Raw genomic sequence first — 25,242 nt, forward strand, 5'->3', positions numbered from 1 at the left:
CGATGAAGCTGCTGCTGTGGATACTCGCCGGCGCCGCGGCCGGCTGGCTGGGCGAAGTCCCTGGCCTGCTGGCCGGCGCGCTGCTGGGCGGACTGGTCGGCAGCCTGCAACTGCGCCAGGACCGCCTCGACCAGCAGGAGAAACGCCTGTCGGCACTGGAGACGGAGCTCGTTGCGCTGCGCCGGCAGCTGCGGCAGGACATGGCGCAGCCGCAGTCCGCCCTCGTGCCGCCTCCGCTTCCATCCAAACCGGGCAATGCACCGGCACCGACAGCGGCAGAGGAAACGCTGCACTTCGACCTCGATCTGCCTGCGGCCACAAACGAAGCCACTGCACCTGCACCGGTTTCGCCGGCCACAACTCGCCCGGCACCAGCCGGCGCCGACAACAGCTTCGATCTCGACGCCCTTCATGAGCGCTTCCGCGCCTGGCTGTTCGGCGGCAACCTGATGGTGCGCGCCGGCTTGCTGGTGCTGTTTTTCGGCCTCGCCTTCCTCGCCCGCTACGCCACCGAGAACTTTCAGCTGCCGCCGGCGCTGCGGCTGGGCGGCATCGCCGGAGTCGGCCTGGTGCTGGCGGCCGTGGGCTGGCGCCTGCGCGAACGCCGCCGCGGCTACGCCCTCAGCCTGCAGGGTGGCGGCATCGCCGTGCTCTACCTGGTGAGCTTTGCCGCGCTGCGGCTGTATGGCGTGCTGGAGGCGGGGCAGGCGCTGGCGCTGATGGTGGCGCTGGTGGCCATCAGCGCCTGGCTGGCGTTGCGGCAGGATGCGCCGGTGCTCGCCATCATCGGCAGCGCCGGCGGCTTCGCCGCGCCCATCCTCACCTCCACCGGCGCCGGCAACCATGTGCAGCTGTTCGGCTACTACGCCCTGCTCAACGCCGGCATCCTGCTGCTCGCCTGGCGCCGGGCCTGGCGCGGCCTCAACCTCACCGGTGCGCTGTTCACCTTCGGCATCGGCCTTGCCTGGGGCTTCCATTACTACCAGCCGGCCCACTTCGGCTCGGTCGAGCCCTTCCTGCTGCTGTTCTGGCTGATGTATCTCGCCGCCGCCCTGGCTTATTCCTGGCGGCATGCGCCGCGGGTGGACACCCTGCTGCTGTTCGCGGTGCCGGCGGTGGCCTTCGGCCTGCAGGCGGCGCTGGTGCATGACCTGCGCTACGGCCTGGCCTGGAGCGCGGCCGCCGCCGGCGCGCTCTACCTGCTGCTCGCCGCCAGTCTGCACCGCCTTGGCCGCAGCGAACTCGGCCCGCTGCGGGACGCCCTGTTCGCCCTCGGCATCGCCTTCGCCACCCTGGCCATTCCGCTGGCGGTGAGCGGCCATTGGAGCGCCGCCGCCTGGGCGCTGGAAGGCGCGGCACTGTGGTGGGTCGGCCTGCGCCAGCGGCGCTGGCTGGCGAGCGCCGCTGGCCTGCTGCTGCAACTGGGCGCCGGCCTGATGTTCGCCGAAGCCCTGAGCCAAGACGGCGCGCTGCGCGCTTTGCCGCTGCTCAACAGCGCCTGGCTGGGCAGCAGCCTGATCGCCGCCGCCGGCCTGCTGAGCGCCTGGTTCGCCCATCGCGAAGCCCGGCGCTGCCCGCCGGCTGTTGGCCTGGGCTTGCTGGGCTGGGCGCTGCTGTGGTGGCTGGCGGGCGGCTGGGCGGAAATCGATGCCCATCTCTACACCGGCCTGCGCCCGGCCGCCCAGCTGCTGTTCTTCGCCGCCACCGCGGCCATCGCGACCTGGGCCGCCGGCCGGCTGGACTGGAGCGGATTGCGGCTGGCGGGCCTGTTGCCGCTGGCCGGCATGGTGCTGAACCTGCTGCAGGCCTGGAGCTACGGCGTGCCGCCTTCGGAACACCTGGGCTGGCTGGCCTGGCCGCTGGCGCTCACCGCCCACTATCACGCCTTGCGCGCCCTGGAGCGCGGCCCGCTCCCCACGCCGCTGCTCGGCCATCTGCATGGCGCCGGTGTGGTGCTGGTCGCGGTCGCGCTGGCGCGGGATATCGGTCTGCGGCTGCAGACGCCGGAGCTGGGCGAGGCCTGGGCACTGGCCGCACTGGCGCTGCCGGCGGCCTTGCTGCTGGGCCTGCTGGTCCGCCTGTCGCGCGGGCAGCGCTGGCCAATGCAGCAGTGGCGGCTGGCCTACCTGATCTCAGCCGGCGCGCCGCTGGCTACCGGCCTGGCGCTGTGGAGTCTCACGCTGCAGTTGCTCAGCGCCGGCGATCCTGCACCGCTGTCCTATCTGCCGCTATTGAATCCGCTGGAGCTGGTGCTGGTGGCGGCACTGGGCGCCATCTCCCTGTGGCTGCGCGCGCTGCGGCGCCAGGACTTGGTGGCGGCCACGGTGCTGGATCGCCTGCGCTGGCTGCTCGCCGCGCTGGCCTTCGTCGTCGCCAACGGGGTACTGCTGCGGGCCATGCATCAGCTGGGCGGTCTGCCCTGGGAGCCGCTTGCGCTGCTCGCCGACAGCCGCAGCCAGACTGGACTGTCGCTGTTCTGGGCGCTGCTCGGCCTGAGCCTGATGCTGCTGGCCAACCGCCGCGGCAGCCGCCTGCCCTGGCTGGCCGGCGCCGGCTTGATGGCGGCGGTGGTGGCCAAGCTTTTCCTGGTGGACATGGCGGCCAGCGGCACTCTGGAACGCATCGTCGCCTTCATCGGCGCCGGCGTGGTGTTGCTGGTGGTGGGCTACTTCTCGCCGCTGCCGCCGCGGGAGGGCGAGAAGGCCGGCGGCAAGGCGGCCGACGGTACGCCGCCGGCCTAGCTGTGGATGCGCGCTGCGGCGCGGCTCAGCGCAGGCGGCCGAGCAGGCCGTCGAGCTGGTCCAGGCTGCCGAAGCGGATGCTGACTTCGCCGGCGCCCTTCTTGTTGGCCTTGATCTGCACGGTAGCGCCCAGGGTGTCGGAGAGTTCTTCCTGCAGGCGCAGCAGGTCGCGATCCGGCGCAGCCGCGGCCTTTTTCAGGCGCGGATTCAACGTCTGCTGCACCAGGCGCTCGGTGTCGCGCACCGACAGCTGCCTGGCCGCCACCTGGTTGGCGAGCTGGATCTGGCCGGCACCATCCAGCGGCAGCATCGCGCGGGCGTGGCCCATGTCGATGTCACCTGCCATCAGCAGCTCCTGCACCGGCTGGGCGAGGTTGAGCAGGCGCAGCAGGTTGCTCGCCGCCGGGCGGGAGCGGCCGACGGCGTCGGCGGCCTGCTGGTGGGTCATGTGGAATTCGTCGATCAGGCGCTGGATGCCGGCGGCCTCTTCCAGCGGATTGAGGTCTTCGCGCTGGATGTTCTCGATCAGCGACATCGCCAGCGCGGCTTCGTCCGGAATCTCCCGCACCAGGCAGGGCACTTCCAGCAGGCCGGCGATCTGCGACGCGCGCCAGCGCCGTTCGCCGGCGATGATCTCGTAGCGTGGCTGGCCGTCCTGCGGTTCGATCGGCCGCACCAGGATGGGCTGCATCACGCCCTGGGCCTTGATGGAGGCGGCCAGCTCTTCCAGCGAGCCGGGATCCATGCGGGTACGCGGCTGGTACTTGCCCGGCTGCAGGGCGTCGGCAGGCAGCGTCTGCAGCTCGCCCTTCTCGGCTTCGTCGTCGCGGTTGGCGGCCAGCAGGGCATCCAGGCCGCGGCCCAGGCCTTTGAGTTTGGGTGGAGTCATGGCTTCATTCTTCGGGCCGAAGGGCCCGGATACGGGTTAGGACGCGCATCAGCCCCGCCTTGAGCGAGGGCAGGTCGCTGACGATGGTTTGCCACAGGCGCGCCGGCTGGATGGAGGCGTAACCGTGGATCAGGCGGTTGCGGTGATCGATGACGATGCGCCACGGCACTTCCGGGCTGGCGTCGCGCAGCGCCTGAGGCATCTGGGCGGCGGCCTCGCCAAGGATCTCGAAACTGCGTTCCACCGCGCGCCGGGTCCGCAGATCGCCGAGAAAGACCTCCCGTCCCTCCGCGACGAAACGCTCGATCTCGTCCACCGCGCCCAGCATGTCGATCAACAGCGGTTCCGGGTCGCGCGGCTGGGTCACAAGGTCCTCGCTTCCGCCAGCACCCGGCTGCGCAGCGCCGGATGCAGCTCGTCTTCGAGCACCAGATCGATGCGCCGGGCCAGCAGGTCGGCCAGCGCTTCGTTCAAGCGCACCACTTCGAAAGAGGACACGTCGCCCGGCATCTGCACCAGCAGATCGACATCGCTCCCCTCCGCCTCCTCCCCCCGCGCCACCGAGCCGAACACCCGCGGATTGGCCGCGCGGTGGCGGGCGAGGCAGGCGAGCACTTCCTCGCGGCGGGCGATCAGTTCGTCGAGCAGGCGGCCCATGGTCGGCGTCCTCAGAGGGTCTTGACCCGCTCTATCATCTCGGCGGCGAAGGCCATGTAGGACTGCGCGCCCTTGGACGCGCGGTCGAACACCACGCCGGGCATGCCGTGGCTGGGCGCTTCGGCCAAGCGCACGTTGCGCGGCACGATGGCGCTGAACACCTTGTCGCCGAAATGATCCTCGAGCTGGGCGGAAACCTGCTGCTGCAGGGTGACGCGCGGATCGAACATCACCCGCAGCAGGCCGATGATCTTGAGGTCGCGGTTGAGGTTGGCGTGCACCTTCTTGATGGTGTTCACCAAGTCGGACAAGCCTTCCAGCGCGAAGTACTCGCACTGCATCGGGATGATGACGCCGTGGGCGGCGCACAGGCCGTTCAGCGTCAGCATGGAGAGCGAGGGCGGGCAGTCGATCAGCACGAAGTCGTAATCGGCGTCGTGCTCCTTCAGGGCGTTGCGCAGGCGCTTCTCGCGCTGGTCGAGATCGACCAGCTCCACTTCGGCGCCGGCGAGGTCGCGGTTGGCGGGCAGCACGTCGTAGCCGCCGGTGGGCGACACCACCTTGGCTTCGCCCAGCGCGGCGAGGCCGACCAGCAGGTGATACACCGACTGCTGCAGGCCGCGTTTGTCCACCCCGCTGCCCATGGTGGCGTTGCCCTGCGGGTCCAGATCCACCAGCAGGGTGCGCTGGCCGGCCTGGTGCAGGGCGGCGGCGAGATTGACGCAGGTGGTGGTCTTGCCCACCCCGCCTTTCTGGTTGGCGACACAGAAGATACGGGCCATGGTCCGGGTGCTATGCAGTTTGCTTCGGGAGATCGCGCCGGCGGCGCGACTCCGGGAGTTTAGTCGATCGGCGGCGCATCACGTGCGCACGAGGACGAGCAGATGGCGCTCGGCATCCAGGCCGGGCACCGCCAGCGCATGCATGGCCTGCAGCGCCCAGCCGGCGGGCAGCGCGCCCAGTTCCTCGTCCGGCCGCAGGCCCTTCATCGCGTACAACGCGCCGCCGTCGGCCACCAGATGGCCGGCAAGCCGGACGAAATCGCCCAGGCTGGAGAAGGCGCGGGAGATCACGCCATCGAAGGGCTGCTCCGGCTGCAGGTTCTCCACCCGGACGTTGATCGGCTGGAAGTTGCCCAGCCCGAGCTCAATCTTCGCCTGCTGCTGGAAGCTGGCCTTCTTGTTGACCGTTTCCACCGAGCTCACCGCCAGTTCCGGCCGCAGGATGGCGAGCGGAATGCCGGGCAGGCCGCCGCCGGAGCCGATGTCGGCCAGGCGCTGCACCTTGCCCAGCCAGGGCGCCACCGCCAGCGAATCCAGCAGGTGATGGGTGACCACTTCCTGCGGGCTGCGGATGGCGGTGAGGTTGTACACCCGGTTCCACTTCAGCAGCAGTTCGCCGTAGGTGAGCAGGCGGGCACGGGTGGCGTCGGCCACGTCCAGGCCGAGCGCGGCCAAGCCTTCGGCCAGCTGGCCGGCGTAGGGGGCGAGCGCGCTCAAGCCGGTTTCTTCCCGAAGTCTGCCTCGCGGCGTGTTACGGAAATGCGCGCCAGCCTCATGCCGACCTCCGCGCTTCGCCCGCCAGATCGCGGCGCTTGAGCCACACCAGCAGCAGCGAGATGGCCGCCGGCGTCACGCCCTGCACGCGGCCGGCCTGGCCTATGGTCTCCGGCTTGGCGAGGTTGAGCTTCTGCTGCACTTCCTTGGACAGGCCGCGCACCTCGGCGTAATCCAGATCGGCCGGCAGGCGGGTGGATTCGGCCTGCAGCTGCTTGGCGACTTCATCCTGCTGGCGGTCGATGTAGCCCTGGTACTTGGCGGCGATCTCCAGCTGCTCCACCACCTGCGGATCGGTTTCCGGGCCTTCCGGCGCGCCGGGCAGGCTCATCAGGCCGGCATAGCTGGTTTCCGGCCGGCGCAGCAGTTCGAAGTAGCGGTATTCGCGTTCCAGCGTCTTGCCCAGCACCCGCTCCTGCTCTTCCGCCGGAATGTGCTCCGGCCGCGCCCAGCTCGCCTTCAGGCGGGTAGTTTCACGCTCGATGGCTTCGCGTTTGGCGCAGAAGGCGGCCCAGCGCACATCGTCCACCAGGCCCAGCTCGCGGCCCTTCTCGGTGAGACGCAGGTCGGCGTTGTCCTCGCGCAGTTGCAGGCGGTACTCGGCGCGAGAGGTGAACATGCGGTAGGGGTCGGACACGCCGCGGGTGACGAGGTCGTCCACCATCACGCCGAGGTAGGCCTCGTCGCGGCGCGGACACCAGGCTTCGCGGCCCTGCACCTGCAGCGCGGCGTTGGCGCCGGCGAGCAGGCCCTGCGCGGCGGCTTCCTCGTAGCCGGTGGTGCCGTTGATCTGGCCGGCGAAGAACAGCCCGGCGATGGACTTGGTTTCCAGCGAGGACTTGAGGTTGCGCGGATCGAAGAAGTCGTACTCGATGGCATAGCCGGGGCGCAGGATGTGGGTGTTCTCCAGGCCGCGGATGGAGCGCACGATCTCCAGCTGCACGTCGAAGGGCAGCGAGGTGGAGATACCGTTGGGGTAGATCTCGTGCGTCGCCAGGCCTTCCGGCTCGAGGAAGACGTGGTGACTGTCCTTGTCGGCGAAGCGGTGGATCTTGTCCTCGATCGACGGACAGTAGCGCGGGCCGACGCCTTCGATCACGCCGGAGTACATCGGCGAGCGGTCGAGGTTGGCGCGGATCACGTCATGGGTGCGCGCATTGGTTTCGGTCATCCAGCACGGCAGCTGCGCCGGGTGCTGGCTGGCATGGCCGAGGAAACTGAACACCGGCACCGGGTCGTCGCCCGGCTGCACCGTCATCACCGAGAAGTCGATGGTGCGCGCGTCCAGCCGCGGCGGCGTGCCGGTCTTGAGCCGGCCCTGCGGCAGCTTGAGTTCCTTCAGCCGCTGGCCCAGCGAGATGGCTGGCGGATCGCCGGCGCGGCCGGCGGAGTAGTTTTCCAGGCCGACGTGGATCAGGCCGTTGAGGAAGGTGCCGGCGGTCAGCACCACCGCCGGCGCCTCGAAGCGCAGGCCGATCTGGGTGACCACGCCGGTAACTCGGTCGCCGACCACCATGAGGTCGTCCACCGCCTGCTGGAACAGCCACAAGTTGGCCTGGTTCTCCAGGCGCTTGCGGATGGCCGCCTTGTACAGCACGCGGTCGGCCTGGGCGCGGGTGGCGCGCACCGCCGGGCCCTTGGAGGCGTTGAGGATGCGGAACTGGATGCCGCCCTCGTCGGTGGCCGCTGCCATCGCACCGCCCAGCGCATCGACTTCCTTGACCAGGTGGCCCTTGCCGATACCGCCGATGGAGGGGTTGCAGCTCATCTGTCCCAGGGTTTCGATGTTGTGGCTGAGCAGCAGGGTGCGGCAGCCCATGCGCGCGGCGGCGAGGGCAGCCTCGGTGCCGGCGTGGCCGCCGCCGACCACGATGACGTCGAAACGGGTGGGATAGAGCATGACGCGCTCCGTGCTGCTAAACGTTGGGAAGGGCGGGGATTCTACGCCCTTGCGCCGCGCCCGGCCAGCGTGTCACGCATTTGTTTCACGGAATAGTCACGCTGAAACATAAACTTATCTTTGCAGCATGGCCTCAGGACGAGGCGGGAGGAAGACCGGGCGGCAGCGGCGTTTGCGGACTGGCGCCGCCCGATCCAGAGGTGGAGCCGCGACCGGCGCGCCAGGGCAGCGCTCCAGCCGCGGCAGCCCCGCGCATCAGGGCATCTTGCACTCGGGCGCGTAGGCGTCCTGGTGGTTCTCCAGCACGGTGCCGATCAGCTTGTTGGTGTAGCGGCCGTCGGCATCCTTGTAGACCACCCGTTGGTAATAGTTCTGGATGGGGAAGTTGTTCGGCCCGAACTTGTAACGGCCGCGCACCGACTCGTAATCCGCCTGGCGCAGGGCGGCGACCAGCTTGTCGCGATCGGCCACGCCACCGGCGATGCGCACCGCGGCGTCCATCGCCAGGATGGTGTCGTAGGCCTGGGCGGCGTAGAGCGAGGGATAGCGGCCGTCGTACTTCTTGCGATAAGCCTTCACGAACTCGACATTGCCCGGCGCGGTGAGGTCGTTGGCCCACTGGGTGGTGCTGCTCATGCCGGCCATGACGCCGCCCACCGCGTCCACGATGTCCTGGTCCACCGCGCCACCGGACACCAGCGGCACGCTATCCAAGCCGGCGGCGGCGTATTGCTTGATGAAGTTGATGCCCATCGCGCCCGGCAGGAAGAAATACACCGCGCCCGGCTTGGTCGAGCGGATCTGGGCGATCTCGGCGGCGTAGTCGATCTGGCCGACCTTGGTGTAGATCTCGCTGGCGACCTCGCCCTTGTAGGTACGCTTGAAACCACCGAGGTGGTCCTTGCCCGCAGGGTAGTTGGGCGCGATCAGCACCACGTTCTTGTAGCCCTTCTCGTTCACCAGCACGCCGGCGGCTTCGTCATGGTTGTCGTTCTGGTACTGGCCGAAGAAGTAGGGGCTGCACTGCTTGCCGGCGAACTGGCTGGGGCCGGGATTGCTGGAAATGAAGGGCACCTTGGCGGCGAACAGCGCCGGCCCCACCGCCAGCGCGGTATTGGAGGCGATAGGGCCGGTGAAGAAGTCGATCTTGTCGCGCTGCAGGTAGCGGGTCACCAACTGGGTGGCCTGTTCCGGATTGCCGCCGAAATCGGTCTTGAGGAACTCGGCCGGCTGGCCGCCGAGCTTGCCGCCCAGTTTCTCGATGGCGAGGTCGAAGCCGTTGGCGGCATCGGCGCCCAGCGCGGCGAAGGGGCCGGAGATGTCGAGCGCGATGCCGACCTTGATCGGGCCGGCGGCCTGCGCGGCCGACATGGCGCACAGCGCGCCGATGACGCAGAGAACGGTCTTACCTCGAGTGAACATGACGAGCTCCCAGTGGTTGGCGCGCATCCCGCGAAAGGCCGCGCGCGTCGTTCGCCGGCCAGGCCGGCAGGGCTTAGGACAGGGATGGAAGGGTGCCGCCACCGGCCCCGTTCCGCATGCGAAGCAGCGGCCTCGCTGGACAGCGGAATATTCCGTTGCGGTACGCATACAACCGCACTTTTCCCCCCTTCGGCAAGCAGGTGCCGATGACTGCCGGGCCATGTATTCCCGATTTTTATAACTAAGGTATGAGTTCGCCGCCGCCCGCCCGCCTTTGCGCTTACCCGGGCATCGTTTATCGTGGCCGCCCATGGAGCACTCCAAACTTTCCCTCGCCCGCCGGCTGAAGCTGCAGCAACTGGCCATCTTCGACCAGGTGGTGGAAAGCGGCTCCATCCTCGCCGCGTCGAAGGCGCTGTTCATGACGCAGCCGGCGGTGAGCAAGTCCATTCACGAGCTGGAGAACCACTTCGGTCAGCCCTTGTTCGTACGCAGCAAGCGCGGCGTGCGCCTGACCGACTTCGGCCAGTTGCTGCGCCGCCATTGCATCGCGCTGATGACCGATCTGCGCTACCTGGCCGACGACCTCAACGCCTGGAGCAGCGGCGTTTCCGGGCAGGTCATCGTCGGCACGCTGATCTCCGCCTCGGCGCGGCTGCTGCCCAAGGCGGTGGTGCGGCTGCGGGAGATGGCGCCCAACGTGGTGGTGGACGTGCGGGTGGGTTCCAACGACGTGATGTTCCCGGAGCTGGCGCGCGGTCAGCTCGACGTGGTGGTCGGCCTGCTGCCCGCCAGCAGCAGCGACCCGGCCTTCCAGCATGTGCCGCTGTACCAGGAGCGGTTGTGCGCCGTGGTCGGCCGCCGCCATCCGCTGGCCACCGAATCCACGGTGGAGCCACGCCAGCTGGCGGAGCTGGACTGGATACTGCCGACGCCGGAATCCCAGGCGATGCGCTCGGCCGAGCAGTTCTTCGAGCGCCTGGGCATGGGCATGCCGCGGCGGGTGGTGGAGTCGGTATCCATCACCACCAACATCGGCCTGCTGCTGGAGTCCGACATGGTGGCACTGATGCCCTTCACCGCCGCCGAGCAATTCGTCCACCAGGGCACCCTCAGCGTACTGCCGCTGCGCATACAGACCAGCTTCGGCGCCGTCGGCTACACCCTGGCGCTGGGCCGCACGCCCACGCCGGCGGTGGAGCGGCTGCTGATGGCGCTGCGCGAGGTCAGCGAGGATTTCCCCGCCGGCGAGGGGTGAAACCCCAGGCGGCGGCAGACATCAATCCATTCCCTTCGGTTATACATAGCCCCGCTTCTTTCATTATTCAAAAGGCATTGAGCTCCATATAGTCCGGGCTGAACACGTGTCGCGCCCCCGCGCGGCCGGGAGACAGCCTTGCCCATCCCCCACCGCCAGCCTTCCCGGCCGGCGTCGATCTGCCTTTCCCCCGCCGTGGCCACAGTCCCGCGCGGTGACCGCGCCTCGCCCGTGTGCCAAGGCAAGCCGGGGGCGATCACCGGATATGTCCGCGCCAGCCGTCGCCCCCTGCCCCTTCCGGGCGGCCACCCCCGGAATTGCGGCAGCCAAGCCGAGGTGGCTGGCGGCGGCCACTGAGCCGGCCGTCCCTGCGGAAACTCCATCCCATGTCCTCCATCATTTCCCGGTTGCGCTGCGCGGTATTGGGCGCCGGCCTGGCCGGCACCGACCTGCTGTACAAGCTGAACCGCTCCGTCCATCTCGACGCGCGCTGGATGATAGACATCCACCCCACCGCCGCCGGCCTGGCCCAGGCGCGGGAATTCGGCCTGCGCACCGTGGCCGGCACCCTGGCCGACGCCCTGCCGCAGCTAATCGAGGACAGGGTGCGACTGGTGTTCGACGCCAGCGGCGGCGCCCGCCACCCGGAGCATGCCCAGCAGCTGGAGCAGGCGGGCATCCGCGTCATCGACCTCACCCCCGCCGCCAACGGCCCGTTGTGCATGCCGGCGGCCAACCTGGAACAGGTGCTGCGCACCGCGCCGCGCAGCATCTGCCTGGTGGGCGGCGGCGCCCAGGCAGTGGTGCCGCTGGTGCGCGCCATGACCAACATCCAGCCGCTGGCCTATGGCGAAGTGGCCGTCACCGCCCCGGCCACCACCTGCGGCCCGGCCTGTCTGGGCAATGTGGACGAGATGACCCACCACACCGCGCGGGCGATGGAGCGCGTCGGCGGCGCCCGCCAGGGCAAGGCCATCCTGCTGTTCAGCCCCGGCCAGCCGCAGCCGCTGCGCGCCAGCCTGCGCTGCCTCACCGAAGATCTGGCGGAAGAAACCGCGCTGTTCACCGCCGTAAAGGCGGTCGTCTCCCGACTGCAGCGCGAGTTGCCCGGCTATCGCCTCGCCCGCGCTCCGCGCTTCCAGGCGCGGCAAGTGGACCTGGAAGTGGAGATCGAAGGCCTGGGCGACAGCATGCCGCCCTACGCCGCCAACCTCGATCTGCTCAGCCTGGCCGCCCTGCGCTGCGGCGAGGCCCTGGCCGGCGCGCGGAGCTGAACATGGAGCCTCCCTGTACCGGCTCCGCCCATCGTCGCGCCCTAAGCGCCACAACGCCCCATCGCGGGCATGACACCGCCCGGTTTCACCCCAGAAATGCCCGCCGTTCCTCCATCCGACCGCTTCCCCATCCGCCCGCTGCTGACCAAAATCAAGGCGATGGCCCGGATGCGGGTTGATGCTGCGCGCTGATTCCGTTAAACCGGCGTCATCCCGTTCGTCGATCCCGAGGAGTTCCGCGATGTTCAAGTACGGCAATCCGCTCAATTTCCAGCGCTGGCTCAACGACAATCAGCATCTGCTGAAGCCGCCGGTGGGCAACCAGCAGATCTGGGCCGATGGCGACTTCATGGTCACCGTGGTCGGCGGCCCCAACCAGCGCACCGATTTCCACGACGATCCGGTGGAAGAGTTCTTCTACCAGTTCAAGGGCAACGCCTACCTGCTGATCTGGGACCGCGGCCGTTACGAGCGGGTGGAACTCAAGGAAGGCGACATGTGGCTGATGGCGCCCCATGTCATCCACTCCCCACAGCGCCCGGAAGCCGGCAGCCTGTGCCTGGTCATCGAGCGCAAGCGCCCGCAGGGCGAGCATGACGCACTGCAGTGGAGCTGCGCCGCCTGCGGCACCCTGGTCAAGCGCTACGAGATGCAGCTGGAAAGCCTGGTGGCCGACCTGCCGCCGGTCTACGAGCGCTTCTACGCCACCAGCGAAGCCGAGCGCACCTGCCGGGAATGCGGCCAGGTGCACCCGGGCCGCGCCTACCAGACCTGGCATGAACGCCTGAAGCTCCAGACCCCCAACTGATATGGAAGAGAACTGCCGATGACGACGGAGATCTCCCAGAAGATCCCGCGGAAGGTGGACATGCATGCCCACTTCTTCCCGCCCATCACCAGAGAAGAAGCCGCCAGCCTGAGCCCGGACGACACCGCCTGGCTCAGGGTGGACGGCGACGGCCGCGCCGGCATGATCATGCGTGGCGACCATGCCTTCCGCCCGGTCGTGCCCTCGCTGTGGAGCGCCCATGCGCGCGTGGCCGAACTGGACGAGCAGGGGCTGGACATCCAGCTCGTCTGCGCCACCCCGGTGATGTTCAGCTACGCCGCGCCGCCGGTGAAGGCCGCCGCCTGGGCGCGACGCATGAACGACTACGCCCTCGCCTTCTGCGCCGAGCACCCGGAGCGCCTGAAGCCCCTCGCCCAGGTACCGCTGCAGGACATCGACCTCGCCTGCGCCGAAGCCAGCCGCGCCCGCGCCGCCGGCTGCGTCGGCGTGCAGATCGGCAACCACCTGGGCGACCGCGACCTGGACGACGCCGGCCTGGTGCGCTTCCTCGTCCATTGCGCCGACAACGACATCCCGGTGCTGGTCCATCCCTGGGACATGATGGGCGGCGAGCGCATGAAGAAATGGATGCTGCCCTGGCTGGTGGCGATGCCGGCGGAAACCCAGCTCGGCATCCTGTCACTGATCCTCTCCGGCGCCTTCGAGCTCATTCCGCGCTCGCTCAAGCTGTGCTTCGCCCACGGCGGCGGCGCCTTCGCCTTCCTGCTCGGCCGGGTGGACAACGCCTGGAGGAACCGCGACATCGTGCGCCAGGACTGTCCGCGCCCGCCGTCGGAATACGTGGACCGCTTTCATGTAGACAGCGCGGTGTTCGACCCCGGCGCACTGCGCCTGCTGGTGGAGGTGATGGGCGCCGGGCATGTCATGCTGGGCTCGGACCACCCCTTTCCGCTGGGCGAGACCCGCATCGGCACGCTGGTGCAGGAAGCCGGCTTCCTCGACACCGCCGAGCGCGAGGCCATCCTCGCCGGCAACGCCACGCGCTTCTTCGGGCTTTGATGGACACGGGGCGTCAGCCCCAACCGCCCGAGCGCAAGAACCGATGAAAAGCCGGCCGCGATTCCTGCGCGCCGGCCTCGCTGCTTCCAGCCCCTGTATTCAGCCCTCCAGCAGCACCGCCGTCAGCCTGTCCATGTTCTGCTCGTTGGCACCGCGGACGTCGGCACGGGTCTTGGCGTCGTCGAAGCGCATCAGCCAGCGCAGCAGCGTGCCCTGCGCCCTGTCCTCGAACAGCATGGTCATGCGGAAGAAGGGCGGGCAGCGGTGCTCCATCACCAGCCGCCGCGCCGGCTCGACTTCGATGAATACCGAATGGTTGGGGTAATCGGTGCCGTCCGGGCCGTGCATGGTGAAGCGCCATTCGCCGCCGGGCTTCAGCTCGAAGCGCTCGAAGGTGTTGGTGAAACCGTTCGGCCCCCACCAGCGCGCCAGCCGGGCCGGATCGCGGAAAGCCTCGAACACCGCCGCCGGCGGGGCCGGCAGCAGGCGTTCGGTGTAGAGGCTGCAATCGTCCGCCTGCAGTTCGGCCGCCATCGCCGCCGCCTTCATTCCGGTTCGCTGCCGGAGATCACCATCCAGCCCACGCCATAGCGGTCGGCCACCATGCCGAAGCTGGAGGCGAAGAAGGTCTTGCCCAGCGGCATCTGCACCTGACCACCATCCGCCAGGGCCTGGAACAGGCGGCCGGCTTCGGCATCGTCGGCGGCGGTGATGCACAGCGAGAAGCCCTGGAAAGCCGGCCTGCTGCCGCACATGCCGTCGGACGCCATGAGCTGGGTGTCGCCGACGCGGAAGCTGCAGTGCATGACCTTGTCCGCGCCGCCGGGCGGGATGGAGCCGGGGTCGGGGCTGTCCTTGAAGCGCATCATCGCTTCCACCTCGGCGTCCAGCGCTTTGGCGTAGAAGGCCATGGCCTCTTCGCAGCGGCCGTCGAAGAAGAGATAGGGCTGAACGTGCATGGTCGGTCTTCTGTAGCCGGGTGGGGCGCGCCGCTCAGGGCGCGAGGTCGAACAAGGCTTTGTTGGTCTGTGGATCGAAGGGCGCGGAGAAGTGTTCATGCACCACCCGCCAGCCTGCCGCCCGCTTCTTCAGGCAGACGGTGACGCGCATCCACGACGCCTGTTCGACGCCCTTGTCATCCACCGCGCCGCAGCGCAGCAGGTAGAAGGCGAAGGCGACATCCGCACTGGCCTCCACCTTCAGTTCGCCCATCTGGAACAGCACCGGGCCGGGGCACATCTCGATGCAGGCTTTCCAGTGCTTGCGGTAGGCCTCGGCGCCGACGAAGCGCAGCGCCAGCACGGCGTCGTAGGCGACGATGTCGTCGGCGTAGCAGCTGAAGATGCCGTCGAGGTCCGACTGGCGCGCGGCGGCCAGCCAGCGCTCCAGCACTTCGCGCACCGCGGCTTGGTCGGGATTTCCGGAATGGATCTTGTCGTTCACGTTGCGTCTCCTCGCTGGGGAACAGGGATGGGACAAGGGATGCCCATCACACCTGCAGGGTACGAACCGGCCGCACTTCCACGCAGCCGACGCGGACGGCGGGGATGTTCCCTGCCACCTGCAGCGCCTCGTTCATGTCGCGCGCCTCGATCAGGTAAAAGCCGGCCAATTGCTCCTTGGTCTCGGCGAAAGGACCGTCCACCACGCTCATCTGCCCGCCGCGCATGCGCACCGTGGCAGCGGTGGCCACCGGCTGCAGCGCCTCGGCGGCCAGCATGCGGCCGCTCTCGGCCACGCTGTCGGCATAGGCCTGGCATTCCACGTCTTCCGGGCTGTCGGGCAGGCTGTGGATCAGTTTTTCGTCGCTATAGACGAGGCAGAGGTACTTCATGGTTTTCCTCCTTGGGGTCGCTGGATAACCTTAGTCGTGCGGGCAAGGCGGATTTCGACAACCGTTCGTCGGCGCTGCGTTTCTTCTGCGACGCCTTCCCGGTGTAGCCCATGCCGGCTGGCGCCGCCGAGGCGGGAAGGGATGGGCGGGATGCTTGCCGCCGGCTTCAGGCCACGGCCATGCGGTGGGAGCTGGGCCGGATCGCAGCCGGCGGATGGCGCCGGCCTGGCGGCCGCGCCCTCAACCCGCGTCCAGCGCTGCCAGCCGCGCCGCGAGGAAGCGCCGTTCCGGCGCCTGGCGGCTGAGCGCCAGCGCGCGAGCGTAGGCGGCCCGCGCCTCGTCGGCGCGGCCCAGGCGGCGGCAGAGCTCAGCACGGGCGGAATGGGCAAGGCCGTAGTTCGCCAGTTTGCCGGCCGTCAGCAGGCGATCCACCAGTGCCAGGCCGGCGGCCGGGCCATCGCGCATGGCCACCGCCACCGCGCGGTTGAGCGCCACCACCGGCGATGGCGTCGTCTGCAGCAGCACATCGTAGAGGCCGACGATCTGCGCCCAGTCGGTCGCCGCCGCGTCGGCCGCTTCCGCATGCACCGCGGCGATGGCCGCCTGCAGCGCATAGGGGCCGGCCGGCCCGGCACGCAACGCGGCCTCGACCAGCGGCAGGCCTTCGGCGATCAGGCCCGCATCCCACAGGCGGCGGTCCTGCTCCTCCAGCAGGACGGGCTGGCCGTCCGCGCCGGTGCGCGCCGGCCGCCGCGACTCCCCCAGCAGCATCAGCGCCAGCAGGCCGAGTACCTCCGCCTCCGGCAGCAGTTCGGCAATCAGCCGCCCCAGGCGGATGGCCTCGGCGGAGAGGTCGGCGCGCAACAGGCTATCGCCCGAAGAGGCGAAATAGCCCTCGTTGAACACCAGGTAGACCACCCGCAGCACGCTCTCCAGCCGCGCCGGCAACTCATGGCGCTGCGGCACCGCGTAGGGGATGCGGGCTTCGCGGATACGGTTCTTGGCGCGCACGATGCGCTGCGCCAGCGTCGGCACCGCGGTGAGATAGGCGCTGGCGATGGCCTCGGTAGTGAGGCCGCAGACCTCGCGCAGCGTGAGCGCCACCTGCGCGTCCGCCGGCAGCAGCGGATGGCAGCAGGTGAAGACCAGGCGCAGGCGGTCATCCTCCAGTTCGGGCGCAGCCGCCTCCGGCGCCTCCACATCCTGTTCTATGCGCCAGGCGAGCTCCTCCAGCGAGGCGTCGAAGCGGGCACGCCGGCGCAGCTTGTCGATGGCCTTGAAGCGGCCGGCGGACACCAGCCAGGGACGGGGATGGTCCGGCACGCCCTGGCGCGGCCAGTCGTGCAGGGCGGCGACGAAGGCATCCTGCAGCGCCTCCTCCGCCAGGTCGAAGTCGCCCAGCAGGCGGATCAGCGTCGCCTTAACCCGCCGGGCCTCGGCGCGGAACACCTGGTCCACCATGGCGTGGGCAGCGGCCTGCATCTCGTCCATCGGCATACCATCTCCTGAAGGGCTGGCCGCAGGTTAGGCGGCAGCTGGCGGCCTCGCAAGCCCGCCCGGCGAACCCGGGCGCGCAAGCGCGGTCCGACCGGCGTCGCCCCCAGCGGCTATAACTTCAGCTACAGGCTGCGGCTACCAACACGACACCGGGCGCGGCCGCGCCCCCCAGCCTGTACCCGCTGCAGTATTCCTTTTCCAACCCAGCACCGGAGCACGCATGGAAACTCCCGACACCCTGCACACCTTCTGGTTCGGTTCCGATCCGGACGAAGCCACCGCCATCGCCCGTCAGTCCTCACTCTGGTTTGGCAAGCGGGCGGAAGCCGATGACACCATCCGCGAACGCTTCGGCCCGCTGCTGAACCGCGCCGCCGCCGGCGAGCTGGACCACTGGCGTGCCACCCCGCGCGGCCTGCTCGCCCTCACCCTGATCACCGACCAGTTCCCGCGCAACATCCACCGCGGCAGCCCGCGCGCCTTCGACTGCGACCCCCTCGCCCGCGCCTGGTGCCGCGAGGCCATAGAGCGCGGCGCCGATCTCTCCAGCCGGCCGGTGGAGCGCGTCTTCTTCTACCTGCCGCTGGAACACTCCGAAGAGCTCGCCGACCAGGTGGAAGCGGTGCGCCTGTTCCGCGACCTCGCCGACAGCGTGGACGTGCCACTGCGCCCGGCCTTCGACGGCTTCCTCGACTACGCCATCCGCCACCACGCGGTCATCAAGCGCTTCGGCCGCTTCCCCCACCGCAACGCCATCCTCGGCCGCACTTCCACCGCGGAAGAGCTGGCCTTCCTGGAACAGCCGGGCTCCTCCTTCTGACCTGGCCTGCCGCTGCGGCCCCCGGGGCTGCAGCGGCAGGCACCGGCCCATCGCCGAAAGCCCCGCCCTCGGCGACAATGGCGGCAATCCATGCAGGACGCCGCCATGCCCGCCGACAGCCCCTTCTACGCCCCGCAACACTTCAACGACCCCGCCGCCGCCCTCGCCCGCGTGCAGGAAATCTACGGCGCCAGCGTGCATCACCTGCGCGACTCGCTGCAGCGCTTCGTCGCCGGCGAAGACGTCGGCCGCCACGTGCGCGCCTGCTACCCCTTCGTGCGGGTGCGCACCAACACCGTGGCCCGCGCCGACTCCCGCCTCTCCTACGGCTTCGTCGCCGGCCCCGGCGTATATGAAACCACGCTGACCCGGCCCGACCTCTACCAGGACTACTACCGCGAGCAGTTCGAGCTGCTGCTGCAGAACCACCAGGTGGATCTCGAAGTCGGCACCAGCACCCAGCCCATCCCGGTGCACTTCTCCGTCACCGAGCACGACCACATCGAGGGCAGCCTGGACCTCGTCCGCCGCCAGCTGCTGCGCGACCGCTTCGACCTCCCCGACCTCAACGCCATGGACGACGGCATCGCCAACGGCACGCTGGACCCGCGCCCCGGCGAAGCCCACCCGCTGGCGCTGTTCACCGCGCCGCGGGTGGATTACTCCCTGCACCGCCTGCGCCACTACACCGGCACCGTGCCGGAGCACTTCCAGAACTTCGTGCTATTCACCAACTACCAGTTCTACATCGACGAATTCATCAAGCTCGGCCGCCAGTACATGGCCGATCCGAACGGCCACGACTACACCGCCTTCGTCGAGCCGGGCAACGTCGTCACCCGCCGCAGCGACCTGCCGCCGCAGCCGGGCGACGAACTCGGCGCCGCCCCGCCGCGGCTGCCGCAGATGCCCGCCTACCACCTGATGCGCGGCGACCGCGCCGGCATCACCATGGTGAACATCGGCGTCGGCCCGGCCAACGCCAAGACCATCACCGACCACATCGCGGTGCTGCGCCCACACGCCTGGATCATGCTCGGCCACTGCGCCGGCCTGCGTAATACCCAGCAGCTGGGCGACTACGTGCTCGCCCACGGCTATGTGCGCGAAGACCACGTGCTCGACGAGGAACTGCCGCTGTGGGTGCCGATTCCGCCGCTGGCGGAAGTGCAGCTGGCGCTGGAAGGCGCGGTGGCCGAAGTCACCCGCATGGAAGGCTACGAGCTGAAGCGGCTGATGCGCACCGGCACCGTCGCCACCACCGACAACCGCAACTGGGAGCTGCTGCCCTCCCACGGCATGGCCACTTCGCCGGAGCGCCGCTTCAGCCAGAGCCGCGCCATCGCGCTGGACATGGAATCCGCCACCATCGCCGCCAACGGTTTCCGCTTCCGCGTACCCTACGGCACGCTGCTGTGCGTCAGCGACAAACCGTTGCACGGCGAGATCAAGCTCCCCGGCATGGCCAACCACTTCTACCGCGAGCGGGTGGACCAGCACCTGCGCATCGGCATCCGCGCCATGGAGATGCTGCGCGACCAGGGCGTGGACCGCCTGCACAGCCGCAAGCTGCGGAGTTTCGCGGAAGTGGCGTTCCAGTAGACCTTGGCGCCATCCCGCCGGACGCAGCGCAGTTAGGCGCCGTGGCGCGCCCAGAACTCCGACGGCGTGACGATGGGGTAACGCTCGGCCAAGGCCAGCAAATCCTTGTCCCCGGTAATCAGGTAACGGGCCTGGGCCGCCAGCAGGGTTGCCAGCACAGGCTGGTCGGCCGGGTCGCGCAGCGCCTCGTCACGGACCTCGGCCGGCTCGACGATATCGGCAAGGAACACGAAGCTGTCGGCCAGATCGCGGATCTCGGCCTCGCTCAAGCTGATCCTGGGAAGCCGGGGCAGGACGCGCACCATTTCATCGAGGATGTAGCGCGACAACACCAGATCGATCCCGCCCTGCCGCCAGGCCGTGAGGATGCGGCCCGGCACGCTGGCCGGATAAGCCAGGCCCGACACCAGCACGTTGGTGTCGAGCACCACGCGCAGGCCTGCCATCAGCGGCCCTGGCGTACGTCGGCAACCAGCGCGTCTATTTCCGCCAAACCTTCGTCAGCCGGCACACCGGCATAACCGTCGGCAATCCGCTCGCTCAGGGCGTCGAAGCGCTCACGCATGCGGCGGATGCGGGCGAAGAGTTCCGCATCGACCAGCGCCGCCACCGCCTTGCCGTCCTTGCTGATGACGATGCTGTCATTGCGGTACTGCACCTGGTTCAGCATCTCACCCAGGTTCTGGCGGAAATTCACTGCGCTGACTTCGGTAATCATCTGTCGCCCCAACCATAATGATCAATATGGTCATTATTGCGCTGGACGGCAGCGAGGTCCACCGCCCTCAGTTGATCCCCGCCCGCTTGATCAGCGCCTGCAGCTCGCCGACGATGCCGCGGCGGAAGAGCAGCACGCAGAGCACGAAGATCACGCCCATGATCACCGTGACCCAGGAGCCCACCTTGTCCGCCAGCTCGCTCTGCAGGCTCACGATCACGCCGGCGCCCACCAGCGGGCCGAGGATGGTGCCCAGGCCACCGAGCAGGGTCATCAGCACCACTTCGCCGGACATGTGCCAATGCACGTCGGTGAGGGAGGCGAGCTGGAACACCAGCGTCTTGGTGGCGCCGGCCATCCCGGCGAGCGCGGCGGACAGCACGAAGGCCAGCAGCTTGTACTTGGCGACGTCGTAGCCGAGCGAGACGGCGCGCGGCTCGTTCTCCCGGATGGCCTTCAGGATCTGGCCGAAGGGGGAATGAATGGTGCGGTGGATGATGAAGAAGCCGGCGCAGAACACCGCGAACACCAGGTAGTACATGGCGATGTTGTTGCTGAGGTCGATGAGGCCGAACAGGTGGCCGCGCGGCACGCCTTGCAGGCCATCCTCGCCGCCGGTGGCTTTCCACTGCAGGGCGAAGAAGAACACCATCTGCGCCAGCGCCAGCGTGATCATGGCGAAGTAAATGCCGCTGCGGCGGATGGCGAGCACGCCGAACACCCAGCCCAGGATGGCCGCCGCCAGTGTGCCGCCGAGTATGCCCACCTCAGGCGTCACGCCAAGGTCGCGCACCAGCATGCCGCAGGCGTAGCCGGCGGTGCCGAGGAAGGCGGCGTGGCCGAAGGAGAGCAGGCCGGCGAAGCCCAGCAGCAGGTTGAAGGCGCAGGCGAACAGGCCGAAGCACAGGATCTTCATCAGGAAGGTGGGATAGACCGCGAAGGGCGCCACCAGGCCGATGATGAAGAGCGCGCCGAACAGCAGCGGAGTGGCGCGGGCGAACATGCCGTTGTTGTTGATGGTCATGGGCGGGTTCCGGGAGTGCGTGTCAGGCCGCCTTGCCGAACAGCCCGGCGGGCCGGACCAGCAGCACGATGACCATGATGAAGAAGACGACCACCGCCGAGGCGGGTGGATAGAACACCCGCGTCAGCCCCTCGATCAGGCCGAGGCCGAGGCCGGTGAGGATGGAGCCCATGATGGAGCCCATGCCGCCGATGACGACCACCGCGAACACGACGATGATGAGGTTGGAGCCCATCTGCGGATTCACCTGGTATACCGGCGCCGCCAGCACGCCGGCGAAGGCGGCCAGGGCCACGCCGTAGCCGTAGGTGAAGGTGATCAGCAGAGGCACGTTGATGCCCAGCGCCTGCACGATCTGCGGGTTCTCGGTGCCGGCGCGCAGGTAGGCGCCCAGCTTGGTCTTCTCGATCATGAACCAGGTGCCGAAGCACACCGCCAGCGCCGCCACCACCACCCAGCCGCGGTAGATGGGCATGAACATGAAGCCGAGGTTCACCCCGCCCTGCAGCAGCTCCGGCACCTCGTAGCTCTGGCCGGAGATGCCGTACTGGTCGCGGAAGATGCCTTCGAAGATCAGCGCCAGGCCGAAGGTGAGCAGCAGGCCGTAGAGGTGGTCCAGCTTGTACAGCTTGCGCAGCATGGTGCGCTCCAGCAGCACGCCCAGCGCGCCCACCAGCAGCGGCGACAGCAGCAGTGCCACCCAGTAATTCACGCCGAACTTGGTCAGCGCGATCCAGGCGACGAAAGCGCCCATCATGTACTGCGCGCCGTGGGCGAAATTGATGATGTTGAGCAGGCCGAAGATGATCGCCAGCCCCAGGCTGAGGATGGCGTAGAAGGAGCCGTTGATCAGCCCGATCAGCAACTGGCTACCGAACAGCGCGCTCGGCACTCCGAATATTTCCATGGGATGGCTCCCGCACCGGCGCCGCCACCAGCGGCGGACGCGCGGCGCGATGGGGGTTCAGCTCACTTCTTGACCAGCGGGCAACGCGATTCGGACAGCGGCTGGAAAGCCTCCGCCGCCGGAATGGTCTGGCGCACGTGGTAGTAATCCCACGGGTACTTGGACTCTTCCGGCTTCTTCACCTGCACCAGGTACATGTCGTGGACCATGCGGCCGTCGTCGCGGATCTGGCCGTTCTTGGCGAAGAAGTCGTTCACCGGCGTCTTCTTCATCTGCGCCATCACCTTTTGCGCCTCATCCGTGCCGGCCGCCTTCACCGCCTTCAGGTAGTGCAGCACCGAGGAATACTGGCCGGCCTGCACCATGGTGGGCATGCGCTTCTGCTTGTCGAAGAAGCGCTTGGACCAGGCGCGGGTCTCGTCATTGAGATCCCAATAGAAACCGGTGGTCAGGTACATGCTCTGCGCGTTCTTCAGGCCCAGGGAATGCACGTCGGAAATGAACATCAGCAGGCCGGCGAGCTGCTGCTTGGGCGTGATGCCGAATTCGGCCGCCTGCTTGATGGCGTTGGTGGTGTCGGCGCCGGCGTTGGCGAGGCCGATGATCTGCGCGCCCGAGGCCTGCGCCTGCAACAGGAAGGAGGAGAAGTCCGAGGCCGGGAAGGGGTGGCGCACCGAGCCCACCACCTTGCCGCCGCTGGCCGTCACCACCGCCGACGAATCCTTCTCCAGCGAGTGGCCGAAGGCGTAGTCGGCGGTGAGGAAGAACCAGGTCTTGCCGCCCTGCTTGGTCACCGCCCGCGCGGTGCCATTGGCCATCGCGTAGGTGTCGTAGGTGTAATGCACGGTGAGGTCGTTGCACTGCTCGTTGGTGATGGCGGTGGAGCCGGGGCCGCTCATCAGCGTGACCCGGTTCATCTCCTTCGCCACCTTCATCACCGCCAACGCGGTGGAGGTGGTGACCAGCTCGGTGGCAACGTCCACCCCCTCGCGCTCGAACCACTCGCGCGCCTTGTTGGAGGCGATGTCGGCCTTGTTCTGGTGGTCGGCGGAGATCATCTCCACCTTGAAGGCCGGCTTCTCCTGGGCGACGAAATCATCGATCGCCATCTGGGTGGCGACCACCGTGCCCTGGCCGGCGAGGTCGGAATAGGTGCCCGACATGTCGGTGAGCACCCCGACCTTCACCACGTTGCCGGAAATCTGCGCCTGGGCGGCGCCGGCCACCAGGGCCAGGGCCGCGGCGCAAGCGGCGGTAAGCAGTTTCTTGTGCATTTCGTCTCCTCCGTTCCTTCTTGTGATGGCGCGTGGATCAGACTCCAAGCGTCTGGTGCAGCCAGTCCATCCTGCCCGCCAGCTCGGCCTGCGGAATGGTGGCAATGATCTCGCCGTGCTCCAGCACGTAATGGCGGTCGGCGAGCGGCGCGGCGAAGCGGAAGTTCTGTTCCACCAGCACGATGGTGAAACCGCGCGCCTTCAGTTCGGTGATGACCTCGCCCAGCTTGCGCACGATGACCGGCGCCAGCCCCTCGGTGATCTCGTCCAGAAGCAGCAGCTTGGCGCCGGTACGCAGCACCCGCGCCATCGCCAGCATCTGCTGTTCGCCGCCGGAGAGCTTGGTGCCCGGGCTGTTGCGGCGTTCCTTGAGGTTGGGGAACATGCCGTAGATCTCGTCCACGCTCATGCCGCCGCTGGCCACCGGAGGCGGCAGCATCAGGTTCTCCTCCGCCGACAGCGAGGCGAAGATGGCACGCTCCTCCGGCACATAGCCGATGCCGCGGTGCGCCATGCGGTGGGTGGCCTCGCTGATCACTTCATGGCCATTGACCATGATGGAGCCGCTGCGCCGGCCGACCAGGCCGAGGATGGACTTCAGCGTGGTCGAGCGGCCTGAGCCGTTGCGCCCCAGCAAGGTCACGCACTCGCCGCGCGCAACCTCCAGGTCGATGCCATGCAGGATGTGGGATTCGCCGTAGAAGGCGTGCAGGTCGCGCACCCGCAGCATTTCGGCGTGGGAGTTGAAGGCGCTGGTCATGGGCGGCGGCCGCAGTCAGTGGTGGGCATCGTTGATGTCGGCCGAGCCGACGTAGGCTTCCAGCACGCGCGGATCGCGCGACACTTCCTCGTAACTGCCCTCGGCCAGCACGCTGCCGCGCGTCAGCACGGTGATGCGGTCGCACAGGTTGGCCACCACCGAGAGGTTGTGCTCCACCATCAGGATGGTGCGGCCCTCGGAGACCTTGCGGATCAGCGCCACCACCCGCTCGATGTCCTCATGGCCCATGCCCTGGGTGGGCTCGTCCAGCAGCATCATCGTCGGCTCCAGCGCCAGCGTGGTCGCGATCTCCAGCGCACGCTTGCGGCCGTAGGGCATCTCGCCGGTGATGGTGTCGGCGAAGCGACCCAGATCCACCGACTCCAGTAGTTCCATCGCCTTGCCGTTGAGCGCATCCAGCGATTTCTCCGAGCGCCAGAAATGGAAGCCGGTGCCCAGCTTGCGCTGCAGGCCGATGCGCACGTTCTCCAGCACGGTGAGGCCGGGGAAGGTGGCGGAAATCTGGAAGGAGCGGATCAGCCCGCGGCGGGCGGTGGCCGCCGGCGCCTCGGTGGTGATGTCCTGCCCCTCGAAATGGATGGTGCCGGTGGTAGGCGGCAGGAATTTGGTCAGCAGGTTGAAAACGGTGGTCTTGCCCGCGCCGTTGGGGCCGATCAAGGCGTGAATGTGGCCCCGCCTGACCTTCAGGTCCACGCCCGACACAGCGGCGAAGCCCTTGAACTCCTTGCTCAGCCCGGCGGTTTCCAGAATGAAATCGCTCATGCTCGTCCCGTTTTTTGTTGTGCGGCGGCACGGGCGCCCCTCCAGTCACCCGCTTCGCATCGTCGGTCCGAGGCTAGAAGAAAACCTTTGCCACACCATTGCGGAAATGTATCGAATGGTGCGAATGGCATGGGACTGCGGCTGCGTTCCTGGCTGAACGTTCGATACTTTCACTGCAAATGGATAGCGGAGCCAGAAGGGCTCACTGACGAAAGAGCCGGCAAAGCAACGACAATCCGATAGCCGCTTGACCACGCCCCTCATTTACGGATGCAGAAGACACGAGCAATACGCACTTGATAATTTCCAGACACGGAGACGAATGAGCAAACAATCCCACTAAAAAATGCGCATTCATTTACTAACACTAACGGGAAGGTTGGTTGCCGTACATGCGATTCTCAACCTTCGGCGACACCCGCCGTGGTCGCACGAGTTTCTGCCGAATCTTCATGTAGGGAAACCAACACAATTTTT

The 25,242-nt window shown here is 68.2% G+C and carries 26 protein-coding genes; 7 read left to right on the forward strand and 19 right to left on the reverse strand.

Annotation, left to right across the window (positions count from 1 at the left end; all coding sequences use genetic code 11):
• Positions 1–2 precede the first annotated feature (2 nt).
• On the forward strand, positions 3–2,741 hold the full coding sequence (locus GRF61_RS07085; RefSeq protein WP_169149972.1) for a DUF2339 domain-containing protein: 2,739 nt from the start codon (positions 3–5) through the stop codon (positions 2,739–2,741).
• A gap of 25 nt (positions 2,742–2,766) precedes the next feature.
• On the opposite strand, the gene GRF61_RS07090 is transcribed toward GRF61_RS07085, so the two are convergent.
• The 7 genes from GRF61_RS07090 to GRF61_RS07120 form a co-directional block, all read right to left on the reverse strand.
• Positions 2,767–3,630 (reverse strand): ParB/RepB/Spo0J family partition protein, encoded by an 864-nt coding sequence (locus GRF61_RS07090; RefSeq protein ID WP_169149973.1) that lies wholly within the window; start codon positions 3,628–3,630, stop codon positions 2,767–2,769.
• 4 nt (positions 3,631–3,634) lie between these two features.
• Complete coding sequence (locus GRF61_RS07095) at positions 3,635–3,958, reverse strand: HepT-like ribonuclease domain-containing protein (RefSeq protein WP_248281150.1); 324 nt, start codon at positions 3,956–3,958, stop codon at positions 3,635–3,637.
• Between the two features lie 35 nt (positions 3,959–3,993).
• Positions 3,994–4,287, reverse strand: coding sequence for a nucleotidyltransferase domain-containing protein (locus tag GRF61_RS07100; RefSeq protein WP_169149975.1), 294 nt, complete (start codon positions 4,285–4,287; stop codon positions 3,994–3,996).
• 11 nt (positions 4,288–4,298) lie between these two features.
• Positions 4,299–5,069 (reverse strand): ParA family protein, encoded by a 771-nt coding sequence (locus GRF61_RS07105; protein WP_133594579.1) that lies wholly within the window; start codon positions 5,067–5,069, stop codon positions 4,299–4,301.
• Between the two features lie 78 nt (positions 5,070–5,147).
• A complete protein-coding gene (rsmG, locus tag GRF61_RS07110; RefSeq protein WP_169149976.1) occupies positions 5,148–5,786 on the reverse strand; it encodes a 16S rRNA (guanine(527)-N(7))-methyltransferase RsmG in 639 nt (212 codons plus the stop codon).
• Positions 5,787–5,841: 55 nt separating this feature from the next.
• Complete coding sequence (mnmG, locus tag GRF61_RS07115) at positions 5,842–7,743, reverse strand: tRNA uridine-5-carboxymethylaminomethyl(34) synthesis enzyme MnmG (protein ID WP_169149977.1); 1,902 nt, start codon at positions 7,741–7,743, stop codon at positions 5,842–5,844.
• 255 nt (positions 7,744–7,998) lie between these two features.
• Positions 7,999–9,165: an ABC transporter substrate-binding protein gene (locus GRF61_RS07120; RefSeq protein WP_211165789.1), complete on the reverse strand. Its 1,167-nt coding sequence runs from the start codon at positions 9,163–9,165 to the stop codon at positions 7,999–8,001.
• A gap of 310 nt (positions 9,166–9,475) precedes the next feature.
• On the opposite strand from GRF61_RS07120, the gene GRF61_RS07125 reads away from it, so the two are divergent.
• From GRF61_RS07125 to GRF61_RS07140, 4 genes are all read left to right on the forward strand, one after another.
• Positions 9,476–10,423 (forward strand): LysR substrate-binding domain-containing protein, encoded by a 948-nt coding sequence (locus GRF61_RS07125; RefSeq protein ID WP_169149978.1) that lies wholly within the window; start codon positions 9,476–9,478, stop codon positions 10,421–10,423.
• Between the two features lie 386 nt (positions 10,424–10,809).
• Complete coding sequence (locus tag GRF61_RS07130) at positions 10,810–11,697, forward strand: acetaldehyde dehydrogenase (acetylating) (RefSeq protein WP_169149979.1); 888 nt, start codon at positions 10,810–10,812, stop codon at positions 11,695–11,697.
• Positions 11,698–11,938: 241 nt separating this feature from the next.
• Complete coding sequence (locus GRF61_RS07135; RefSeq protein ID WP_169149980.1) at positions 11,939–12,505, forward strand: 3-hydroxyanthranilate 3,4-dioxygenase; 567 nt, start codon at positions 11,939–11,941, stop codon at positions 12,503–12,505.
• 18 nt (positions 12,506–12,523) lie between these two features.
• The gene (locus GRF61_RS07140) at positions 12,524–13,546 is read left to right on the forward strand and encodes an amidohydrolase family protein (protein ID WP_211165790.1); all 1,023 of its coding nucleotides are present in this window, start codon (positions 12,524–12,526) and stop codon (positions 13,544–13,546) included.
• 99 nt (positions 13,547–13,645) lie between these two features.
• Here GRF61_RS07140 and GRF61_RS07145 read toward each other — a convergent pair whose 3' ends face one another.
• From GRF61_RS07145 to GRF61_RS07165, 5 genes are all read right to left on the reverse strand, one after another.
• Entirely contained in the window at positions 13,646–14,080 is a 435-nt protein-coding gene (locus GRF61_RS07145; RefSeq protein ID WP_169149981.1) for an SRPBCC family protein, read from the reverse strand.
• An 11-nt stretch (positions 14,081–14,091) separates the two neighbouring features.
• Positions 14,092–14,505, reverse strand: a complete 414-nt coding sequence (locus tag GRF61_RS07150; RefSeq protein ID WP_169149982.1) for a VOC family protein — start codon at positions 14,503–14,505, stop codon at positions 14,092–14,094.
• 34 nt (positions 14,506–14,539) lie between these two features.
• Complete coding sequence (locus tag GRF61_RS07155; RefSeq protein WP_348982357.1) at positions 14,540–14,989, reverse strand: nuclear transport factor 2 family protein; 450 nt, start codon at positions 14,987–14,989, stop codon at positions 14,540–14,542.
• 46 nt (positions 14,990–15,035) lie between these two features.
• The gene (locus GRF61_RS07160; protein WP_169149983.1) at positions 15,036–15,380 is read right to left on the reverse strand and encodes a YciI family protein; all 345 of its coding nucleotides are present in this window, start codon (positions 15,378–15,380) and stop codon (positions 15,036–15,038) included.
• A 240-nt stretch (positions 15,381–15,620) separates the two neighbouring features.
• Positions 15,621–16,871, reverse strand: coding sequence for a DUF6596 domain-containing protein (locus GRF61_RS07165; protein ID WP_211165792.1), 1,251 nt, complete (start codon positions 16,869–16,871; stop codon positions 15,621–15,623).
• A 226-nt stretch (positions 16,872–17,097) separates the two neighbouring features.
• Between GRF61_RS07165 and GRF61_RS07170 the strand changes: the two genes are divergently transcribed.
• Both GRF61_RS07170 and GRF61_RS07175 read left to right on the forward strand, forming a co-directional pair.
• Entirely contained in the window at positions 17,098–17,697 is a 600-nt protein-coding gene (locus GRF61_RS07170) for a DUF924 family protein (RefSeq protein ID WP_169149984.1), read from the forward strand.
• Between the two features lie 105 nt (positions 17,698–17,802).
• Entirely contained in the window at positions 17,803–19,299 is a 1,497-nt protein-coding gene (locus tag GRF61_RS07175) for an AMP nucleosidase (RefSeq protein WP_169149985.1), read from the forward strand.
• A gap of 32 nt (positions 19,300–19,331) precedes the next feature.
• Here GRF61_RS07175 and GRF61_RS07180 read toward each other — a convergent pair whose 3' ends face one another.
• From GRF61_RS07180 to GRF61_RS07210, 7 genes are all read right to left on the reverse strand, one after another.
• Positions 19,332–19,745: a putative toxin-antitoxin system toxin component, PIN family gene (locus tag GRF61_RS07180; protein ID WP_169149986.1), complete on the reverse strand. Its 414-nt coding sequence runs from the start codon at positions 19,743–19,745 to the stop codon at positions 19,332–19,334.
• Positions 19,745–20,017, reverse strand: coding sequence for a type II toxin-antitoxin system prevent-host-death family antitoxin (locus GRF61_RS07185; protein WP_133594563.1), 273 nt, complete (start codon positions 20,015–20,017; stop codon positions 19,745–19,747). The genes GRF61_RS07180 and GRF61_RS07185 overlap by 1 nt, the downstream gene beginning before the upstream one ends.
• Positions 20,018–20,084: 67 nt before the next feature.
• Positions 20,085–21,041 carry a branched-chain amino acid ABC transporter permease gene (locus tag GRF61_RS07190; protein WP_211165793.1) on the reverse strand — a complete coding sequence of 319 codons (957 nt, stop codon included), beginning with the start codon at positions 21,039–21,041 and terminating at the stop codon, positions 20,085–20,087.
• 22 nt (positions 21,042–21,063) lie between these two features.
• Positions 21,064–21,948, reverse strand: coding sequence for a branched-chain amino acid ABC transporter permease (locus GRF61_RS07195; RefSeq protein ID WP_169149987.1), 885 nt, complete (start codon positions 21,946–21,948; stop codon positions 21,064–21,066).
• Positions 21,949–22,010: 62 nt separating this feature from the next.
• The gene (locus GRF61_RS07200) at positions 22,011–23,222 is read right to left on the reverse strand and encodes an ABC transporter substrate-binding protein (RefSeq protein WP_169149988.1); all 1,212 of its coding nucleotides are present in this window, start codon (positions 23,220–23,222) and stop codon (positions 22,011–22,013) included.
• Between the two features lie 37 nt (positions 23,223–23,259).
• Complete coding sequence (locus tag GRF61_RS07205; RefSeq protein WP_169149989.1) at positions 23,260–23,982, reverse strand: ABC transporter ATP-binding protein; 723 nt, start codon at positions 23,980–23,982, stop codon at positions 23,260–23,262.
• Positions 23,983–23,997: 15 nt separating this feature from the next.
• On the reverse strand, positions 23,998–24,765 hold the full coding sequence (locus GRF61_RS07210) for an ABC transporter ATP-binding protein (RefSeq protein ID WP_133594559.1): 768 nt from the start codon (positions 24,763–24,765) through the stop codon (positions 23,998–24,000).
• Positions 24,766–25,242: the final 477 nt, after the last annotated feature.

This window comes from Azoarcus sp. TTM-91, assembly GCF_012911025.1.
Taxonomy (GTDB): Bacteria; Pseudomonadota; Gammaproteobacteria; order Burkholderiales; family Rhodocyclaceae; genus Azoarcus.

Excerpts from the sequence above, each read along its gene's own strand:
- GRF61_RS07085 (WP_169149972.1), top strand. The coding sequence starts at position 3 with ATGAAGCTGCTGCTGTGGATACTCGCCGGCGCCGCGGCCGGCTGGCTG.
- GRF61_RS07090 (WP_169149973.1), bottom strand. The coding sequence starts at position 3,630 with ATGACTCCACCCAAACTCAAAGGCCTGGGCCGCGGCCTGGATGCCCTG.
- GRF61_RS07095 (WP_248281150.1), bottom strand. The coding sequence starts at position 3,958 with ATGCTGGGCGCGGTGGACGAGATCGAGCGTTTCGTCGCGGAGGGACGG.
- GRF61_RS07100 (WP_169149975.1), bottom strand. The coding sequence starts at position 4,287 with ATGGGCCGCCTGCTCGACGAACTGATCGCCCGCCGCGAGGAAGTGCTC.
- GRF61_RS07105 (WP_133594579.1), bottom strand. The coding sequence starts at position 5,069 with ATGGCCCGTATCTTCTGTGTCGCCAACCAGAAAGGCGGGGTGGGCAAG.
- mnmG (WP_169149977.1), bottom strand. The coding sequence starts at position 7,743 with ATGCTCTATCCCACCCGTTTCGACGTCATCGTGGTCGGCGGCGGCCAC.
- GRF61_RS07120 (WP_211165789.1), bottom strand. The coding sequence starts at position 9,165 with ATGTTCACTCGAGGTAAGACCGTTCTCTGCGTCATCGGCGCGCTGTGC.
- GRF61_RS07125 (WP_169149978.1), top strand. The coding sequence starts at position 9,476 with ATGGAGCACTCCAAACTTTCCCTCGCCCGCCGGCTGAAGCTGCAGCAA.
- GRF61_RS07130 (WP_169149979.1), top strand. The coding sequence starts at position 10,810 with ATGTCCTCCATCATTTCCCGGTTGCGCTGCGCGGTATTGGGCGCCGGC.
- GRF61_RS07135 (WP_169149980.1), top strand. The coding sequence starts at position 11,939 with ATGTTCAAGTACGGCAATCCGCTCAATTTCCAGCGCTGGCTCAACGAC.
- GRF61_RS07140 (WP_211165790.1), top strand. The coding sequence starts at position 12,524 with ATGACGACGGAGATCTCCCAGAAGATCCCGCGGAAGGTGGACATGCAT.
- GRF61_RS07145 (WP_169149981.1), bottom strand. The coding sequence starts at position 14,080 with ATGGCGGCCGAACTGCAGGCGGACGATTGCAGCCTCTACACCGAACGC.
- GRF61_RS07150 (WP_169149982.1), bottom strand. The coding sequence starts at position 14,505 with ATGCACGTTCAGCCCTATCTCTTCTTCGACGGCCGCTGCGAAGAGGCC.
- GRF61_RS07160 (WP_169149983.1), bottom strand. The coding sequence starts at position 15,380 with ATGAAGTACCTCTGCCTCGTCTATAGCGACGAAAAACTGATCCACAGC.
- GRF61_RS07165 (WP_211165792.1), bottom strand. The coding sequence starts at position 16,871 with ATGGACGAGATGCAGGCCGCTGCCCACGCCATGGTGGACCAGGTGTTC.
- GRF61_RS07170 (WP_169149984.1), top strand. The coding sequence starts at position 17,098 with ATGGAAACTCCCGACACCCTGCACACCTTCTGGTTCGGTTCCGATCCG.
- GRF61_RS07175 (WP_169149985.1), top strand. The coding sequence starts at position 17,803 with ATGCCCGCCGACAGCCCCTTCTACGCCCCGCAACACTTCAACGACCCC.
- GRF61_RS07180 (WP_169149986.1), bottom strand. The coding sequence starts at position 19,745 with ATGGCAGGCCTGCGCGTGGTGCTCGACACCAACGTGCTGGTGTCGGGC.
- GRF61_RS07185 (WP_133594563.1), bottom strand. The coding sequence starts at position 20,017 with ATGATTACCGAAGTCAGCGCAGTGAATTTCCGCCAGAACCTGGGTGAG.
- GRF61_RS07190 (WP_211165793.1), bottom strand. The coding sequence starts at position 21,041 with ATGACCATCAACAACAACGGCATGTTCGCCCGCGCCACTCCGCTGCTG.
- GRF61_RS07195 (WP_169149987.1), bottom strand. The coding sequence starts at position 21,948 with ATGGAAATATTCGGAGTGCCGAGCGCGCTGTTCGGTAGCCAGTTGCTG.
- GRF61_RS07200 (WP_169149988.1), bottom strand. The coding sequence starts at position 23,222 with ATGCACAAGAAACTGCTTACCGCCGCTTGCGCCGCGGCCCTGGCCCTG.
- GRF61_RS07205 (WP_169149989.1), bottom strand. The coding sequence starts at position 23,982 with ATGACCAGCGCCTTCAACTCCCACGCCGAAATGCTGCGGGTGCGCGAC.
- GRF61_RS07210 (WP_133594559.1), bottom strand. The coding sequence starts at position 24,765 with ATGAGCGATTTCATTCTGGAAACCGCCGGGCTGAGCAAGGAGTTCAAG.